At 67.3% G+C, this 17050-nt stretch carries 15 protein-coding genes; 5 read left to right on the top strand and 10 right to left on the bottom strand.

Features of this window, described 5'->3' with window-relative positions; translation table 11 throughout:
* The first annotated feature begins 599 nt into the window (after positions 1-599).
* The 3 genes from J2X58_RS15670 (at position 600) to J2X58_RS15660 (ending at position 3592) form a co-directional block, all read left to right on the top strand.
* A complete protein-coding gene (locus tag J2X58_RS15670; protein ID WP_310049211.1) occupies positions 600-1394 on the top strand; it encodes an SAM-dependent methyltransferase in 795 nt (264 codons plus the stop codon).
* Positions 1395-1483: 89 nt separating this feature from the next.
* Positions 1484-1753 carry a hypothetical protein gene (locus J2X58_RS15665; RefSeq protein WP_310049209.1) on the top strand — a complete coding sequence of 90 codons (270 nt, stop codon included), beginning with the start codon at positions 1484-1486 and terminating at the stop codon, positions 1751-1753.
* A 9-nt stretch (positions 1754-1762) separates the two neighbouring features.
* On the top strand, positions 1763-3592 hold the full coding sequence (locus tag J2X58_RS15660) for a GGDEF domain-containing protein (RefSeq protein WP_310049208.1): 1830 nt from the start codon (positions 1763-1765) through the stop codon (positions 3590-3592).
* Between the two features lie 78 nt (positions 3593-3670).
* Here the strand turns inward: J2X58_RS15660 and J2X58_RS15655 are convergent, their stop codons facing one another.
* The 9 genes from J2X58_RS15655 to J2X58_RS15615 all read right to left on the bottom strand — a co-directional run bounded on the left by J2X58_RS15655 (position 3671) and on the right by J2X58_RS15615 (position 13168).
* Positions 3671-4150: a hypothetical protein gene (locus J2X58_RS15655; protein WP_090175254.1), complete on the bottom strand. Its 480-nt coding sequence runs from the start codon at positions 4148-4150 to the stop codon at positions 3671-3673.
* A 128-nt stretch (positions 4151-4278) separates the two neighbouring features.
* Positions 4279-6906 carry a magnesium-translocating P-type ATPase gene (gene mgtA / locus J2X58_RS15650; protein ID WP_310049206.1) on the bottom strand — a complete coding sequence of 876 codons (2628 nt, stop codon included), beginning with the start codon at positions 6904-6906 and terminating at the stop codon, positions 4279-4281.
* Positions 6907-7061: 155 nt separating this feature from the next.
* On the bottom strand, positions 7062-7241 hold the full coding sequence (locus tag J2X58_RS15645; protein ID WP_090055963.1) for a hypothetical protein: 180 nt from the start codon (positions 7239-7241) through the stop codon (positions 7062-7064).
* Between the two features lie 272 nt (positions 7242-7513).
* Positions 7514-8083, bottom strand: coding sequence for a relaxation protein (locus J2X58_RS15640; RefSeq protein ID WP_139206093.1), 570 nt, complete (start codon positions 8081-8083; stop codon positions 7514-7516).
* Positions 8084-8102: 19 nt separating this feature from the next.
* Positions 8103-9887 (bottom strand): hypothetical protein, encoded by a 1785-nt coding sequence (locus J2X58_RS15635; RefSeq protein WP_310049205.1) that lies wholly within the window; start codon positions 9885-9887, stop codon positions 8103-8105.
* 421 nt (positions 9888-10308) lie between these two features.
* Positions 10309-10791 carry a hypothetical protein gene (locus tag J2X58_RS15630; RefSeq protein ID WP_310049203.1) on the bottom strand — a complete coding sequence of 161 codons (483 nt, stop codon included), beginning with the start codon at positions 10789-10791 and terminating at the stop codon, positions 10309-10311.
* A gap of 237 nt (positions 10792-11028) precedes the next feature.
* Positions 11029-11511: a hypothetical protein gene (locus tag J2X58_RS15625; protein ID WP_310049202.1), complete on the bottom strand. Its 483-nt coding sequence runs from the start codon at positions 11509-11511 to the stop codon at positions 11029-11031.
* Positions 11512-11559: 48 nt separating this feature from the next.
* Positions 11560-12033, bottom strand: a complete 474-nt coding sequence (locus J2X58_RS15620) for a hypothetical protein (RefSeq protein ID WP_310049201.1) — start codon at positions 12031-12033, stop codon at positions 11560-11562.
* A 217-nt stretch (positions 12034-12250) separates the two neighbouring features.
* Positions 12251-13168 carry a LysR substrate-binding domain-containing protein gene (locus J2X58_RS15615; protein ID WP_090175246.1) on the bottom strand — a complete coding sequence of 306 codons (918 nt, stop codon included), beginning with the start codon at positions 13166-13168 and terminating at the stop codon, positions 12251-12253.
* A gap of 120 nt (positions 13169-13288) precedes the next feature.
* Here J2X58_RS15615 and J2X58_RS15610 point away from each other — a divergent pair, with 120 nt between their 5' ends.
* Both J2X58_RS15610 and J2X58_RS15605 read left to right on the top strand, forming a co-directional pair.
* Entirely contained in the window at positions 13289-13471 is a 183-nt protein-coding gene (locus J2X58_RS15610; protein ID WP_310049199.1) for a hypothetical protein, read from the top strand.
* A gap of 65 nt (positions 13472-13536) precedes the next feature.
* Positions 13537-14484 carry an aldo/keto reductase gene (locus J2X58_RS15605; protein WP_310049198.1) on the top strand — a complete coding sequence of 316 codons (948 nt, stop codon included), beginning with the start codon at positions 13537-13539 and terminating at the stop codon, positions 14482-14484.
* Positions 14485-14577: 93 nt separating this feature from the next.
* Here J2X58_RS15605 and J2X58_RS15600 read toward each other — a convergent pair whose 3' ends face one another.
* Positions 14578-16815 (bottom strand): NADP-dependent isocitrate dehydrogenase, encoded by a 2238-nt coding sequence (locus J2X58_RS15600; RefSeq protein WP_310049197.1) that lies wholly within the window; start codon positions 16813-16815, stop codon positions 14578-14580.
* Positions 16816-17050 lie beyond the last annotated feature (235 nt).

Raw genomic sequence — 17050 nt, 5'->3', positions numbered from 1 at the left:
TCGCGACCACTTCCCACGAAAAGCATCGCGCCCGGGTGCGCTCCAACCCGCCTCCGTTGGAGCGGACCTGGCCGCGATCGGCGTCGCGACCACCTTCCACGGAAAGCATCGCGCCCAGGTGCGCTCCAACCCGCCTCCGTTGGAGCGGACTTGGCCGCGATCCGGCGTCGCGACCACCTCCCACGAAAAGCATCGCGCCCGGGTGCGCTCCAACCGCCTTCGTTGGAGCGGACCTGGCCGCGATTCGGCGTCGCGACCACCTCCCGCGAAAAGCATCGCGCCCAGGTGCGCTCCAACCGGCCTCCGTTGGAGCGGACCTGGCCGCGATTCGGCGTCGCGACCACTTCCCACGAAAAGCATCGCGCCCGGGTGCGCTCCAACCCGCCTCCGTTGGAGCGGACCTGGCCGCGATCGGCGTCGCGACCACCTCCCACGAAAAGCATCGCGCCCAGGTGCGCTCCAACCGTCTTCGTTGGAGCGGACCTGGCCGCGATCGACGTCGCGACCACCTCCCGCGAAAAGCATCGCGCCCGGGTGCGCTCCAACGGGCTTCCGCAACCGTGCGCTACCATTGCCCGGACGGGACTCGGGGGTAACGAATGACGGAATCGCAGCGCGGCATGCTGGCCTGCGTCGGCCTTGGCATGACGCTGGGCTCGCATCTGACGCCGCTGGCCCGGAGTCACATCGCATCGGCCGACGTCGTGTTCGTCGGCGTGTCCGATGGCGTCTTGGAAGCCTGGGTGCGGCGGATGCACGCCGACGTGCGCAGCCTGCAGCCGTTCTATGCCGAGGGAAAGCCGCGCGGCGAAACCTATCGTGAGATGGCGGACGTCATGCTCGCGGAGGTTCGTGCCGGACGACGCGTCTGCGGGGTGTTCTACGGGCATCCCGGGGTGTTCGCCCAGGCGCCGCACGATGCGATCGCGCGGGCACGCGCCGAGGGTTTCGATGCACTGATGGAGCCGGGCGTCTCGTCGGAGGATTGCCTGTACGCGGACCTCGGCCTCGACCCGGGCCGCGTCGGGTGCCAGCATTACGGGGCCACGCAGTTCATGCTCCACCGCCGGGTCGTCGACACGGCCGCCTGGCTGATCCTCTGGCAGGTCGGGCTGACCGGAGATCTGGGCGAGGGGCGTTTCGACACGGACCCGCGCCGTCTGGGTATCCTCGTCGACGTGCTCGCGCGCGACTACCCGCGGGACCACCTGGCGATAGTCTACAGGGCCCCTACCCTGCCCTTCGAACGGCCGCGGATCGAGCGCGTCTCCCTCTCCGCGCTGCCCGGAACACCGCTCGGGATGGCGGAAACCCTGGCGATCCCGCCGTGTCGCGAGCTCGCGTCCGATCCCGAGATCCGCGCGCGCCTGGCGGCCATCGACGGGCCCGGGTGACCCCTTCACTGCGAGCGGCGGCAAGCCGCGCTATGATCGGGAGGCTCGCGGGCCGCAGGGGGCGGTCGGCGCACCCACAGGGGAATACCATGTCGAACGTCATCGATTTCCTGGAGCGCATGGGCGCGGACGCGAGTCTGCGCACGGCCACTCCGGATCACCTTGCCCGAGAGCTCGCCGATGCGGCCGTCGAAGACGACGCCGCGCAGGCGATCGTTTCCGGCGATGCCCTCGCGCTGCGTCACAGCATCGCACCGGGTGTCTTCTACGCCATCCTGATGGAAGACGAACCCGAGGAGCAGCAGGACCAGGAGGACGACGAAGAGGCGTCCGTGCACCTGCGTCGCCATACCGCCTGATCTTCCGCTGTGAAACGCCGTCTCCGTTTCGCGCGCAACCTCCGGCTTGCGATCGTATCGCTGGCGGGCGCGTTGCTCGTGAGTACGGCGGGGGCGCAGGTGGCGCCGGGAGAAGATGCGTCGGCGACGCTCGCCGGCGCGGACGCCACGAAGACCTCGGCACATGCCGCCTTCGCGGCGACGATCGAACGGCTCGGCCGGGGCGCGGCCAGCCTGACTCCCGCCGAACGTGCGCACCTGCAATACCTGCAGTCGTGGCAGGCCGCGTACGCTGGCAACTATGAAGAAGCGGTACCCCTGCTCGAAGCCGTGATCGGTGGATCGCCCGACAAGACGCTGCGTTTCCGTGCGACGGCGACGCTGGTGAACATCCTCGGCAATGGCCATCGTTACCGTGAGGCGTTTTCACGGCTCACCGACCTGATCGACACGCTACCGGAGATCGTCGATCCGCAGGCGCGCTACCAGGGACTGGCCGAAGCGGCGCAGATGCTCACCGCCGCGGGGCAGTACGACCTCGCCGCCGAATACGCGGACCGGACCATCCAGGAAACGCCGTCGGGCGAGAACGCCTGCAAGCGGTCGTTCATCAAGATGCACGCCCTGTATCGCGGCAAGCGCGTCGATGGCGACGATCCGCGTTTCGCGAAGGGGATCGCCGAATGCACGGCGGTCGGCGAATCGCTCGTGGCGAACGCACTGCGTGCCGACATCGCCGATAGCGCGTTGGCGCGAGGCCGGCCGAGCGTCGCGATCGCGACGCTCGAGCCCCACTACCAGCAGATCCTTGGCATCCAGTACTCGATCCTCACCTCCCAGGTCGAATCGTTGCTCGGCCAGGCGCATCGCGAGGTCGGGCATCCCGACATCGCCGAGAAATACGCGCGCGCCGCCGTCGCCAGTTCGTCGTCGGGCGAGTACTCCGAGCCACTTGCCGTGGCGCTGCGCACGCTCTACCTCGTGGCGAAGCAGCGCGGCGATTTCGAAGCGGCGACTCAATGGCTCGAGCGCTACATGCAGGCGGACAAGGGCTATCTCGACGACGTGACCGCTCGCGCACTGGCCTATGAGTCGGTGAAACAGCAGGTCGCCTCGAGCCGCATGGAGACCGACGCCCTCGACCGGCAGAACCAGATCCTGCACCTGCAACGCGAAGTCGATCGCCGCTCGATGGAGAGCAGCCGGCTGTACATCGTGCTGTTGCTCACGATCGTCGCCGCCATCGCGCTGTGGCTCATCCGCACCAAGCGCGCGCAGGTCCGCTTCATGCGGCTCGCCCGTCGCGACAGCCTGACCGGCATCAGCAACCGCCAGCACTTCGTCGAACGCGCGGGGCAGGCCCTCGCATCCGCGCGCAAGGCAGGCAAACCGTCGTGTCTGATCCTCTTCGATCTCGATCACTTCAAGCTGATCAACGACACGTTCGGCCACGCCGAAGGCGACTGGGTGCTTTTGCGCGTCGTCGCCGAATGTCGCGACCATCTCCTGGGCGACGACGTCTTCGGTCGTCTGGGTGGCGAGGAGTTCGCGATCCTCCTGCCCGGGGTCGATGAATCGGCGGGCATGCGCCGCGCCGAACTGATTCGCGCCGCGATCGCCGTGCCGCCCGCGGGGTCGCCGTCGAGCGCGCGCGTCACGGCGAGCTTCGGTGTCGCGTGCACCGCGCGCCTGGGACACGATCTCGATCGCCTCCTGGTGGTCGCCGACGACGCCCTCTATCGCGGCAAGGACGAGGGGCGCGATCGCGTGATCCTGGCGACCGTGAACGAAACGCAGGTTCCGTCACGCGCGCCTGCGATCGGCCGGCCGGTGCCGACGATCCGGGTAGCAAGCCCCTGAGCATGCGAAAAAAAGCGCACGCCGGCGAACGGCGTGCGCTTCGATCATCGGAACACCCGATCGATCGGTTTCAAGGCGTTACAGGCAGCCCATCAGGCCGTCGTAAACCGACCGGTTGGTCATCGGCAGCTTGGCGTTGAGCGGATCGTCGCCTTCCATGACCTGGTAGAACGACTCGACCGGCGTGTCCTTTGCCAGGAGGAGCTTGCACTTGAAGAGCTTCGCCGTGGTCTGCACCGCGCCGGATTTGGCATTGACGGAAGCGGTGCTGCCCGAGAACAGCCAGAGGCACTGCTTCATGGTGCCCTTAGTGGTGTCGACCGAGCAGCGCAGCTGCATCGGACGGACGTTGGGGTATTCGCCTTCGCAGAACGTGTCGCCGCAGATCTTGTCGAAGCCGGCACCGAGCTTGACCTCGGCGTTGAAGAAGCGATCCATGCCCGCTTCGGAGGCCGGCCAGTCGATCGCGTCGACGTAACGCGGCGCGGTCGGCGCCGTCTGCGCGAACGCGGCGGCGGGAATCACGAACAGGACGGCGGCAAGGGTCTTTCGGAACATCGCGGTGTCTCCTTCGTTGGTGGAGCACCTATGAGACGTTTTCGCGCGATGGACGTATGTCCATCGCGGCCCATGCGAATCCGTAGCGCACCCGACCGGGCAGACGTAGGAGCGCGCCTTCCCCGCCGCTACAACCAGGTGCCGTAGCGACGGATGTAGATCGTCTTCACCACCTGCGTCAGCACGCAGTAGCTGACCAGCGTGAGCGCGAGCCAGGCGAAGTAGATGCCCGGCAGCGGATGCATGCCGATACGCGCGCCCAGGCCCGAATAGGGGATCAGCACGCCGATCACCATGATCGCGCCCGTCAGCGCGAGCACCGGTGCGGACGCCATGCTGCGCAGGAACGGGACACGCCGCGTGCGGATCATGTGCACGACGAGCGTCTGCGAGAGCAGACCCTCGATGAACCAGCCGGACTGGAACACCGACTGGTGCGCGCCGTCGGTCGCGCCGAAGTAGTGCCACATCAACCAGAAGGTGGTGATGTCGAACACCGAACTCACCGGGCCGATCCACACCATGAAGCGGCCGATGTCGCCCGCGTCCCACTTGCGCGGCTCGCGCAGGTATTCCTCGTCCATGCGATCGAACGGAATCGACAGCTGCGAGAGGTCGTACAGCAGGTTCTGCACGAGGATCTGCAGCGGAAGCATCGGCAGGAACGGCAGGAACGCGCTCGCCACCAGCACGCTGAACACGTTGCCGAAGTTCGAGCTGGCCGTCATCTTGATGTACTTCATGATGTTGCCGAACGTGACGCGGCCTTCCACCACGCCCTCCTCCAGCACCATCAGGTTCTTCTCGAGCAGGATGATGTCCGCCGACTCCTTGGCGATGTCCGTCGCCGTGTCGACCGAAATGCCGACGTCGGCCTCGCGCAGCGCCGGCGCGTCGTTGATGCCGTCGCCGAGGAAGCCGACGGTGTGCCCGCGGCGCTGCAGCGACTTCACGACGCGCGCCTTCTGCACCGGCGACATCTTCGCGAAGACGGTCGTGGTCTCGACCATGGCGTCGAGCGCGTCGTCGTCGAGCTGTTCGATGTCGCGCCCCTGCGCGGACGAGGCGACGTCGAGGCCCACTTCGGCGCAGATCTTCCGGGTGACGGCCTCGTTGTCGCCGGTGATGACCTTCACCGCGACGCCGTGGTGATGGAGCGCGCGGATGGCCGTGGCCGCCGAGTCCTTCGGCGGGTCGAGGAAGGCGAGGCATCCGACGGCCGTGAGGCCCGCCTCGTCGGCGACACCATACGCACGGTCGGCCGCCGCGTCGCGACGGATCGCGACGATCAGCACGCGCAGGCCGTCGTCGTTGAGGCGACGGGTCATCGCGCGGATCTCCGCGCGCTTCTCGTCCGTCATCGGCTCGACGACATCGCCGGTGCGCGCCTCCGTGCAGATCGCGAGCATTTCCTCCACCGCGCCCTTGCAGACCAGCAGCTGCTCGCCCCGCCCGTCGGTCACCACCACCGACATGCGGCGGCGCTGGAAGTCGAACGGGATCTCGTCGACGATGCGAAAGCGCCCCGCCATGGGCTCGAGGTCGCGATGCGCGAGCACGGCCTTGTCCATCAGGTTGCGCAGGCCGGTCTGGAAGCGGCTGTTGAGGTAGCCGTAGTCGAGCGCTTCGTCCGAGTCGCCGCCGGCGAGGTCGACGTGCCGCTCGAGCACGATCTTGTCCAGCGTCAGCGTGCCGGTCTTGTCGGTGCACAGCACGTCCATCGCGCCGAAGTTCTGGATCGCGTTCAGGCGCTTCACCACCACCTTGCGCTTCGACATGGCGATGGCGCCCTTGCCGAGGTTGGCGGTGACGATGAGCGGCAGCATCTCGGGCGTCAGGCCCACCGCGACGGAGAGGCCGAACATGAAGGCCTGCAGCCAGTCATGCTTGTCGAACCCGTTGATCACGAAGACGATCGGGACCATCACCGCCATGAAGCGGATCAACAGCCAGCTCACCGACGAGATGCCGCGATCGAAGCTGGTCTGCACGCGCTCGCCCGACAACGTGTGCGCGAGCGAGCCGAGATAGGTGCGCGCGCCGGTGGCGAGCACCACGGCGGTCGCGGTGCCCGACACCACGTTGGTGCCCATGTAGCAGACCGTCGGCAGGTCGAGCGGGCCCGACGACGCGTCCGCGTTCGCGGCGCCGTTCGGCGCGACCTTCTCCACCGGAATCGACTCGCCGGTGAGGATGGCCTGGCTGATGAAGAGGTCCTTCGCCGCGAGCAGGCGCAGGTCGGCGGGCACCATGTCGCCGGCGCCGAGATGGACGATGTCGCCCGCGACGAGCTCTTCGACGGGCACTTCGATGCGCTCGGCATGGCCGTCATCGGCGCGGCGCGTCACCGTCGCCGTGTTGCGCACCATCGCCTTGAGCTTCTCCGCGGCGCGCGACGAACGGAATTCCTGGGTGAAGGAAAGCAGCACGCTGATCCCGACCATCACCGCGATGATGGTCGGTCCCGTGAGGTCGTCCGGATCGGTGACCAGCTGTACGACTGCGAGCACCAGCAACACGATGATGAAGGGGTTGCGGAAGGCGTGCAGCAGCTGGATCGACCAGTGCGGCGGCTTCTCGTGGCCCACTTCGTTGATGCCGTCGCGATCCAGGCGCTCGGCGATGGCGGCCTCGTCGAGGCCGTCCGGACGCGTGTCCAGCGCACGCAGGAGTTCGTCCGCGGGACGGTAGGCGTCCGCGCTGGCGATGGCGTAGGTACGGGCGGCGACGGCCGCCTGCGAGGTGTGGGTCTTCATGGCTCGCTGCCTTTCCGGACGGCGGTCCGGACAGGCGCGAGCGCCCCGCGGCTAGCTGCCGAAGGCGGGCGCGCCGGCGGGAAGCCGACGTTCGGTATCGCTATGCAAAGGGACGGCGGACGGCTCGGGCCGCGCCGTACTGTCTATGTCGCAGTTCATGGCTGCTGGAGTTTGCCATCGACCGGTTTCGCCGGGCTTTCGGCACCTTCGAGCGAACGCGGCACGGTGATCGTGCGCTTGGCTGGCACGGCGGCCGTGGCGCGGCGACGGGCGAGTGCGAAGGCGAGACGGCGGCCGAACATGCGCGGCCCGGTCTTTTCGATCTGGAGATTCATGGCTCGATCCTCGGATAACGGAAGCTCGCAGCTTCCGACGAGGAGAGCCGGACTTTCCCTAGCGGAGGAAAGCGCCGGCCGACCGGGTGCGGTCGCCGCGGGCGATGAGTTTTGCCAGCGCCGGGACCCGATGCGTGCGGGAGCCGGCGCGTCGACTAGGGTAGACGTCCATATGCCTGAATAAGGTAAGGAGGGTGCCACCGGGCGAAATGCCGCCGGGTAGCCGCGGAATTGTCGCGCCGCAACGCGGGCCGGTCAAGGCCCGCGGATGGTCAGCGCGGCCGCACCGGGCGATACTCGCCACGCTCGCCGAACTTCGGGCCCCTGGCCTCGACGTTCGCGCAGAGACGACCCTCGCAGAGCATGACATCGGCGGTATTGATCACCCGCATCAGGTCGGCCTGCACACGGTTCTGGCGGATCTCGTCGACGTAGTGCGCACCCAGCATCCAGGTCGCCACGCCGAGCGTGACGAGGCTCGCGCCGGCGACGCCCACGACCTTCCACACGAGGTGCCGATGCAGGCGCTCGAGCCGGGCCAGCTGCGTCGCCACGCCGTTCGCGGCGGCGGCGGCCGCCGAGGACGCTTCGGCGAGGCGCATCTCGTACCCCGAGGCGAGGTCGCCGACCGTCGCCGAGAGCTGCTCGACGACGCGACCGGGCACCGTCCTCAGCACGTCGTCCGCCGAGCGCCGCACCACGCCGGGCACCGTGCCGGCGAGGTCATCCAGCACGCGCTGCGTGGCCTCGAACCGCTGCTGCGTCTCGGCGGCCTGCCGCCGGAACTGCTCCATCAACGCGGCCGTCTTGTCGGCCAGCGCATTCATCCGTTGCTCTTCCATGGTGTCTCTCCTGTCGTGATCAGCGCGAACGTCCGCGCGACATCTGCTGGGTCTGCTGCTGGCTCATCACCTCGATCCACTGCTGCTGTTCGGCGAGCTGCCGTTCCTGCGCCGCGAGCTGTTCCTGGTGGTCCACCTGCATCACCGCGCGCTCGCGGAATGCCTCCGCGACGGGCGACGAGGCCATGGCGCGCACGTCGTCGCCGAACGCACTCCAGTCCCCGCGTGCCGCCGCATCCAGCATGCGGTCCAGCCGTGCCTCGAAGGGGCTGACCGGGCGGGCGGGTTCCATCTGCGCCGGCGCGTCGCGCATGGAGTCGCGCGCGGTGACGGGTGCGCGGTCGGCGTCGATCGCCGCGGCTTCCGGCGGCCCGAACCGGTCCCACCCCCGCTCCCGCCACATCGCCATGTACTGCGAGGCGATCGCCTCGGGCGTGCGCGACGCGTTCGCCGCCACGATCGCCTGCGCCGCCGCGTCGAGCGACGCGGCGCGTTCCGGCGACGCCACTTCGCGGTGCATGCGTGGCAGCCCGTGCTCGAGGTATCCCACGGTCACGTCGCGTGACCACGCGCCCGTGACGGCGTTGCGTTGCCATGGCGCCTCACGCAGGCTCGGCGTGTCGCGGGCGTCCGCCGGCAACGTGTGCGGATCGCGCGGTGGCTCCGGATGTGCGAGGGCGAGCTGCACCTGCACGCCCGCGGCGCGGTAGTCGAGTTCGTTCGCGAGATCCGGCGTGGCCCGGAACGTCTCGGTGCGGTAGGCCGGCGCGCCGTGCCCGACACCGGCAAGGCGCGGCGCGTCGGGATCGACGCGCGAGACGCTGCGCGTCCACCCGCGCTCCGGATGCGCCGCATCCATCCGCCAGTGGTGGCCTTCGCGATCCATCTGATGGAACGCGCGTGCGTCGTCGATGGCACGCGCCACCGCCTCGCCCGACGCCGCCCCGACGACCGCGCCCGCCGCTCCGGCCACCCACGCGCCCGGGCCGGTACCCGCGCCGAGCGTCGCCGCCGTCTTCGCGCCAAGCACCGCGCCGCCCCACGCACCGAGGTGACGGCCGCCAAAGTGCAGCAACGCCGAGTCCGCACCCATGGCATTGGCGCCCGCATCCAGCGCCTCGACCTCTCGCGCCGTCGCGACCGTGTCCAGCGCGAGCCCCCATTGCCCTAGCGCGCCCAGCACCCGTCCGCCGGACATGGGAGCGCGACCCGCGGCGTGCGAGAACACGGCATCGCCCTGGGTCGGCGCATTCGTCGTCGCCAGGGGATAGAAGCGCACGTCGTCCGCGAACACGCCATCGCGAGTCATCCGCCGCCAGGCCTCCAGCGGCGACCGGTAATGCCCATGTCCCTGACGCGATGCATGCCACTGCGACCACCGATGCCCGAGCTCCGCCACCTCGTCGAGCGGACGCCGGATCACGTCGTCCACGGGGCGCCCGAACAGCGTGTTCGCCGCGGCGTCGTAGCCATACCCGAGGTCCACCATGCGACGGAACTCCGCCGCCGGGATCGGCCGGCCGCTGTACAGCGTCACCGCCTGGATCGCGGCCCACTCCATCGCCTTGAACTGCGCCGCCGCATCCGCCGTGAACCGACTCGGATCGCCGACGATGTCCCGCACCGCGTAACCGTTGAACACCGTCGACGGACTCCGCAGCAGCGTCGGCAACTCGTGCCGCGCGTACCCCCGCCCCGGATCCGCGCCATCGACGAAACCGATGATGGGCAACCCGCTACGGATGGCGTTCTCCATGAAGGGTGCGCTGCCGTAGTTCCAGAGGGTGTCTTCGAGGGCCCGCAAGGCCTTCCCGTGGGCAGGTCTTATACCCGCATGGTCAAGGAACCGCCTGAGTTTATCGACAGCAGTGGATACCTCGGGGTCGCGGTCAACGTTGTTTAGAAACTCCCCCCATGGCGTATCGCCTATCAACCCTGCACGACCGCCAGAGCTCTCAACATGAAGTCTTGCAACACGACCGTTCGATGCCCCCGACCTATCGAAACCCGAGTAAGCGACATATCTGGTGCCCGATGGCAGGAGCGGGGGATGCGCCTTCAGCTTCTCGTGCGCCCAATACGCGAGGCTCTCGCCAGCCCTGACGCCCGACCCATCGCTGTGTGCATACCTGAGTAGCTCATCGAAGCGGTTCTCATCGAGCACCGCACCGGTGTTCACATCGGTCGCCGCGCTAAATGTGGTGCGGATCGCGTCCGAATACCGCTTAGTCACCTTGCGCACCCCCGGCCTCGTCCATGAATGCCGCCAACACGTAGCTGTCATCCAATACTGGCGCGGCAGTCGGCTCGGCCATACCGACCGCTAAGAATGCATCCTTTCGCACCGCCACGGTACATTCGAACCGAGTCCTTTCTCCGCCACGGTTTCCGAAAACGATAGCCACTCCCTCGCAGATGTACGTCAGGTACTCAAACGGTGTCAGGTCGGGAGCCATCTCTTTCTTGATGTCCATCACGTACTCCAGCTCAACCGGAGTCACGATGACCTTGTAGCGATAGCCGAATGGCTGCTCGAAGGTTATCGATCCGTCGAGGATGAGCATCCTCACGAATGCCTCCCCGCGCCACACGTTGACCTGAAGCTCCACCGACGTCCGATCATTGCCCATGGGCTCGATGCGTCCGGGGGAGAACTCGATGTTGCGTTGCGGATCGTGTGCCAATCCGCCCTTCAAAACGAAACCCATCTGTACTTCCTCACTTCATCCGATGAATGACCTGCAACGGTCTCCAATGCTGCGACCTGCTCTCCACAGCGACCTATTGCGATGGATGCCGCTTGCGGAGTGCAGGATCGTGCCCGCCACCCCCTTTCCTCACGTTCGCCAAGAGCGTCGAATCCGATCGAATCCAGAGAGAGTGTCGATGAGGACACTGGAGGCGGGTCCGAGCGGAACGTCGTGCGGAACGCGTCCGAATACCGACTAGCCATCCTGCGCACGCCCGGCCTCGTCCACGAATGCCGCCAACGCGTAGCTGTCATCCAATACTGGTGCGCCGGTCGGCTCTTCCATACCAACCGCTACGAACGCATCCTTTCGCACCGCCACCGTGCATTCGCTTCCGGCCCTTCCTCCGCCACGGTTTCCGAGAGTGATCGCCACCCCTTCGCAGATGTACGTCAGGTATGCAAAGGGCGTCAGGTCGGGCGCCATCTCTTTCTTGATGTCCATCAGGAACTCCAGCTCAACCGGATTCACGATGGCCTTGTGGCGATAGCCGAATGGCTCCTCGAAGGTAATCGATCCGTCGAGGACAAGCATCGTCACGAATGCCTCCCCGCGCCACACGTTGACCTGAAACTCCACCGACGTCCGATCGTTGCCCATGGGCTCGATGCGTCCGCGGGAGAACTCGATGTTGCGTTGCGGATCGTGTGCCAGTCCGCCCTTCAGAACGAAACCCATCTGTATTTCCTTGCTTCTTCCGATGAATCGATCCAGCGACCAGCCCCGTCAGTCCCACCACGTACCGGGATTCGCCGCACGTGCCAGCACGTAGCCGCCGTTCGATTCGTCGTCGTGCGGCATGGAAAGGCCGCAATGGTCGAGAGCGTCGCGGGTGGCGATGACGACGCACTCGGTCGCGTCGCGGTCGAGGCCGGGCGTGCGATATGCGGCGGCGGTGCCGGTGGCGAGGTAGCGCAGGAACGCCGGTGCATCGAGGTCGGGCGCGACGTTGTCTCGCGTCAGCAGGTTCGCGTGCAGGCTTTCGCGGTCGAGGCGATGGACGTGGCGTCGGATGGAACCCCTCGTCTCCGACACGTCGCACGCGAAGACCCACGCGGCGAGGGGGCATGCGCGCCGGGTGACGCGGACTTCGATGCGGGTCGACGCGCTGTCTCTCGTGGCGGGCACGATCCTCCCGCGGTGGACGAGGATGTCGCGCGCCGGGTCGTACGCGCGTCGCGGCATGGGAATGAAGCTCATGCGATCTCCTTGCCTGGGCGCGATCCCGCGCCCTTCCATGAATCACCGGCGTCGCGCGCCCGGCGGGCCTCGCTACGCGTGCCCGTGTGCTCCCCACACCGGCATGGATGCGGAGACTACACGAGCGCCGCGAGGCGCGTATGAGAATGATCGCCCTTGCATTTTCCAGCGTTCAGCAAACTACGCCGTGACAGCGGTGGCGACTTTGGGCTGCGCGTCAGTCGACCTCGACGGGTACCGGCACGGTGTCCACCAGCCCGGCTTCGTACTCGCGCGCTTCCTCCAGCAGCCAGTCGCGCACCCGTGTCACGCCGGCGTGCGCCTCGGAGCGTTTCGGGTAGACGAGGTAATACGCTTCCGCGACGCGGAGGCGCTCCTTGCACAACACGGTCAACGCGCCGCATTCGATCAGCGAGCGCGCCATGACCAGTCGGCCGAGGGCGACACCGAGGCCTTCGAGCACCGCGCGTTGCAGATGTTCCGTGTTGTCGAAGCGCGCGACATAGCGCGACGGCAACGGCATGCCGAACGCTTCGGCCCAGTCGTTCCAGCGGCCGGAGGGATCGCCGAGCAACGGCCACCCGTCGAGCGACGTCGTGGGCAGGCCGCCCATGCGACGAACAAGCGACGGGCTCGCGATCGGGACGATGTATTCGTCGAACAGACGCTCGGCCTTCGTGCGCGGCCACGAGCCGAGGCCGTAACGGAACGCCACGTCGACATTCGGCTCGCGGTCGAAATCGACCACCGATACCGACGAATGCAGGCTGAGTTCGATTTCAGGATGCTTGCCGACCAGGCGCGGCAGGCGAGGGACCAGCCAGCTCGATGCGACGGAAGGGAGCACGCTCAGCGTGACCGCGTCGTGGTGCCGTCCTTCGAAACGCCCCAGCGCGTGCTCGATGCCTTCGAAGTGATGCCCGATGGCTTCCAGCAGATGCGCGCCGTCCGCGGTCAGCGTGACCCCGCGCGGCCCGCGATCGAAGAGCGTGCGGCCAAGTCGCTCCTCCAGGTTGCGGATCTGGTGGCTGAGCGCGCTGACGGTGAGGTTGAGCTGCTCCGCCGCGCGCGACAGCTTCCCCGTGCGGGCGACCAGGACGAACCCCTGAAGCAGACCGAGTGGCAGGCGGGACATGTGAATAATCCTCAAGGCCGGGTTGCAAACATATCGCTTTCTGCGCCCCCGCGGAAAGTGCACCCTTTAGCCCACGTTGAATCGCAGGCCCTTGCGACACGTCACCCGAGGGAGGTTGCCATGGCATCGATTTTCACCGGTCTTGCGTTCATGCACGGCCACATTGTCGATCATGAACTGGTTCTCCGCCTTGGCCGCGACGAGGCGGCGCGCCCGCGCGAACGATCGCCGCAGGCTGCGCCCCGCCCCGTCCAGGAACCGGCAGCCGTGGTGCCTTCGCGAACGGCCTGCGCCACCTGCTGACGGACACGCGGCCTGAACTTCGTTTGCGTCATGATGGATGTTTTCCACCCCATCGGAGATGACGCATGACCCTTCGACCACTTGGCCGTTCGCCGCTGAAGGTGGCTCCCCTCGCGTTCGGCGGCAACGTGTTCGGCTGGAGCGTCGACGAGGCCCGTTCGTTCGATCTGCTCGACGCGTTCGTCGACCACGGGTTCAACCTCATCGACACCGCCGACGTCTACGAAGCCTGGGTGCCCGGCAACGAAGGCGGTGAATCGGAAACCATCATCGGCAACTGGCTGGCGCGCAGCGGCAAGCGCGACAAGGTCGTGATCGCGACCAAGGTGGGCAAGTGGGCCAGGTATCCCGGTCTGTCGCCGGTGAACATCCACGAGGCCGTGGACGATTCGCTGCGTCGCCTGAAGACCGACTACATCGATCTCTACCAGTCGCACGAGGACGACCCGAAGGTACCGCTCGAAGAAACGCTCCGCGCGTTCGACGATCTGGTGAAGGCGGGTAAGGTGCGCGTGGTCGGCTCGTCCAACTATTCGGCGGAACGCCTGAGCGATGCGCTGAAGACGAGTCGTGAGAAGGACCTCGCGCGTTACGAGACCAACCAGCCCGAATACAACCTCATGGACCGCAAGGGCTTCGAGGACGGCCTGCAGAAGCTCTGCGTCGACGAGGACGTCGGCGTGATCAGCTACTACTCGCTCGCCAGCGGCTTCTTGAGCGGCAAATACCGCGGTGAGGCCGATCTTGAAAAGAGCTCCGCGCGCGCGGCGAAGGTGAAGGCGTATCTCAACGAGCGCGGCTATCGCGTGCTGCGGGCCCTCGACGAGGTATCCGAAGCCCACGGCGCCACGCCTGCCCAGGTCGCCCTCGCCTGGGTGATGGCGCAGCCGGCGATCGCGGCGGCCATCGCGAGCGCGACGACGGTGGCGCAGCTGGACGAACTGGCGAAGGCGGCATCGCTGTCGCTCGGCGAGGCGGAGCTGGCGAAGCTGAAGGCGGCCGGGGACGAGTGATCCCCGCCGGTTCGTGGGAAGCGCGCCGGTGCACGACCGGGCGCTCGCGGCGAGCACCCTTCGCGCGCGAGCGCGCTTCCCACAGATCAGGCCTTAGCGAGCGGCGTTCAGGGTATCGAGCGCTGCGTTGAGCGTCGGGCTCGGACGCATGGCCGCGCTGACCAGCGCCATGTCCGGGTGGTAATAGCCCTTGATCTCGACCGGCTTGCCCTGCGCGGCGATGAGTTCCGCGTTGATCGTCGCTTCGTTCTCCGCGAGCGCCGTGGCCACGCCCGCGAACTTCGCCTTCAGCTCGGCGTCGTCGTCCTGCGCGGCGAGCGCTTCGGCCCAGTACAGCGCCAGGTAGTAGTGGCTGCCGCGGTTGTCGATCTCGCCGACCTTGCGCGCGGGCGACTTGTTGCTGTCGAGGAAGCGGCCGTTCGCCTGGTCGAGCGTCTTCGCGAGCACGCGTGCGTGGGCGTTGTCGTAGCGCTCGGCGAGGTGCTCAAGCGACGCGGCGAGCGCGAGGAACTCGCCCAGCGAATCCCAGCGCAGGTAACCCTCTTCCACGAACTGCTGCACGTGCTTCGGCGCGGAACCGCCGGCACCGGTTTCGAACAGACCGCCACCGGCCATCAGCGGCACGATGGAAAGCATCTTCGCCGAGGTGCCGAGTTCCATGATCGGGAACAGGTCGGTGAGGTAGTCGCGCAGCACGTTGCCGGTGACCGAGATCGTGTCCTCACCCTTGCGGATGCGATCGAGGGAGAACTTCGTCGCATCGACCGGCGCCAGCACGCGGATGTCGAGGCCGCTGGTGTCGTGGTCCTTCAGGTAGCGCTCGACCTTCGCGATCACCTGCGCGTCGTGCGCGCGCTTCGCGTCGAGCCAGAACACGGCCGGCGTGGACGACAGGCGCGCACGCTGCACCGCGAGCTTCACCCAGTCCTGGATCGGCGCGTCCTTGGTCTGGCACATGCGCCAGATGTCGCCCTGCTCCACCGCGTGCTCGAACACCACGGAACCGTCGTCGGCGAGCACGCGCACGGTGCCGTCGGCCGGGATCTGGAAGGTCTTGTCGTGCGAGCCGTATTCCTCGGCCTTCTGCGCCATCAGGCCGACGTTCGGCACGCTGCCCATCGTCGCGGGATCGAAAGCGCCGTGCGCGATGCAGTCCTCGATCACGGCCTGGTACACGCCGGCGTACGAGCGATCCGGAATCACGGCCTTGGCATCCTGCAGCTTGCCTTCGGCGTTCCACATGCCGCCCGAGTCGCGGATCATCGCCGGCATCGAGGCGTCGACGATGACGTCGCTCGGCACGTGCAGGTTCGTGATGCCCTTGTCCGAATTGACCATCGCCAGCGCCGGGCGCTGCGCGTATTCCGCGGTGAGGTCGGCTTCGATGGCGGCACGCGTGTCCGCGTCAAGCTTGCCCAGGCGCGCGTACAGATCGCCGATGCCGTTGTTGGCGTCGAAACCGACCTTCGCGAGCGCATCGGCGTGCTTCGCGAGCACGTCCTTGTAGAACTCGCGCACCACGATGCCGAACATGATGGGGTCGGAGACCTTCATCATCGTGGCCTTCAGGTGCAGCGAGAACAGCACGCCCTTCGCCTTCGCGTCGGCGATCTGCGCATCGATGAACGTCGCCAGTGCCTTGCGGCTCATCACCGCCGCGTCGACGATCTCGCCCGCCTTCACGGCGACCTTTTCCTTGAGCACCTTCGTGGCGCCGTCCTTGCCGGTGAACTCGATGCGCAGGCTGCCGGCCTTCTCGATCGTGGCGGACTTCTCGCTACCGTAGAAATCGCCGCCGTCCATGTGCGCGACGTGCGACTTGGAATCGGACGACCATTTGCCCATGCGGTGCGGATGCTTGCGGGCGTAGTTCTTCACCGAGAGCGGAGCGCGGCGGTCGGAGTTGCCTTCGCGCAGCACCGGGTTCACGGCGCTGCCCATCGCCTTGCCGTAGCGGGCGTTGGTTTCCTTCTCGGCGTCGGTCGCCGGGGCGTCGACGTAATCCGGAAGATCGTAGCCCTGCGACTGCAGTTCGGCGATCGCGGCCTTCATCTGCGGCACGGAGGCGCTGATGTTCGGCAGCTTGATGATGTTGGCTTCCGGCGTGGTGGCGAGTTCGCCGAGTTCCGCCAGGTGGTCGCCGATCTTCTGGGCGTCGGTCAGGCGATCGGGGAACTGCGCGAGGATGCGGCCGGCGAGCGAGATGTCGCGCGTCTCCACGGCCACGCCCGCGGTACCCGCGAACGCTTCGACGATCGGCAGGAAGGAGGCGGTCGCGAGGAACGGCGCTTCGTCGGTGAGCGTGTAGATGATCTTGGGGGAGCTGGACATGATCGATCGAGCCTTATGCTTGAGTGGGCCAGGTCATGGAGCCGGCCGGCGCAGGCCTCGTGGGGCGCACCGGCGAGCGGAAACCCGCCCATTGTGGCGCGGAACGCGGCGAAGGGGGAAGCGAGCAGCCGGCACAGACCTTTTTCCGGTCCGGCACGAACCGGGACCGGCGCACGGCCTTTCGCCGATGCGATCGGCTCCCGCCCTTTGGTAGCGAAGGTGAGGCCAGCGCCTG

The organism is Luteibacter sp. 3190, assembly GCF_031456385.1.
GTDB lineage: Bacteria > Pseudomonadota > Gammaproteobacteria > Xanthomonadales > Rhodanobacteraceae > Luteibacter.
This window is presented reverse-complemented; position numbering and strand designations above follow the sequence as displayed.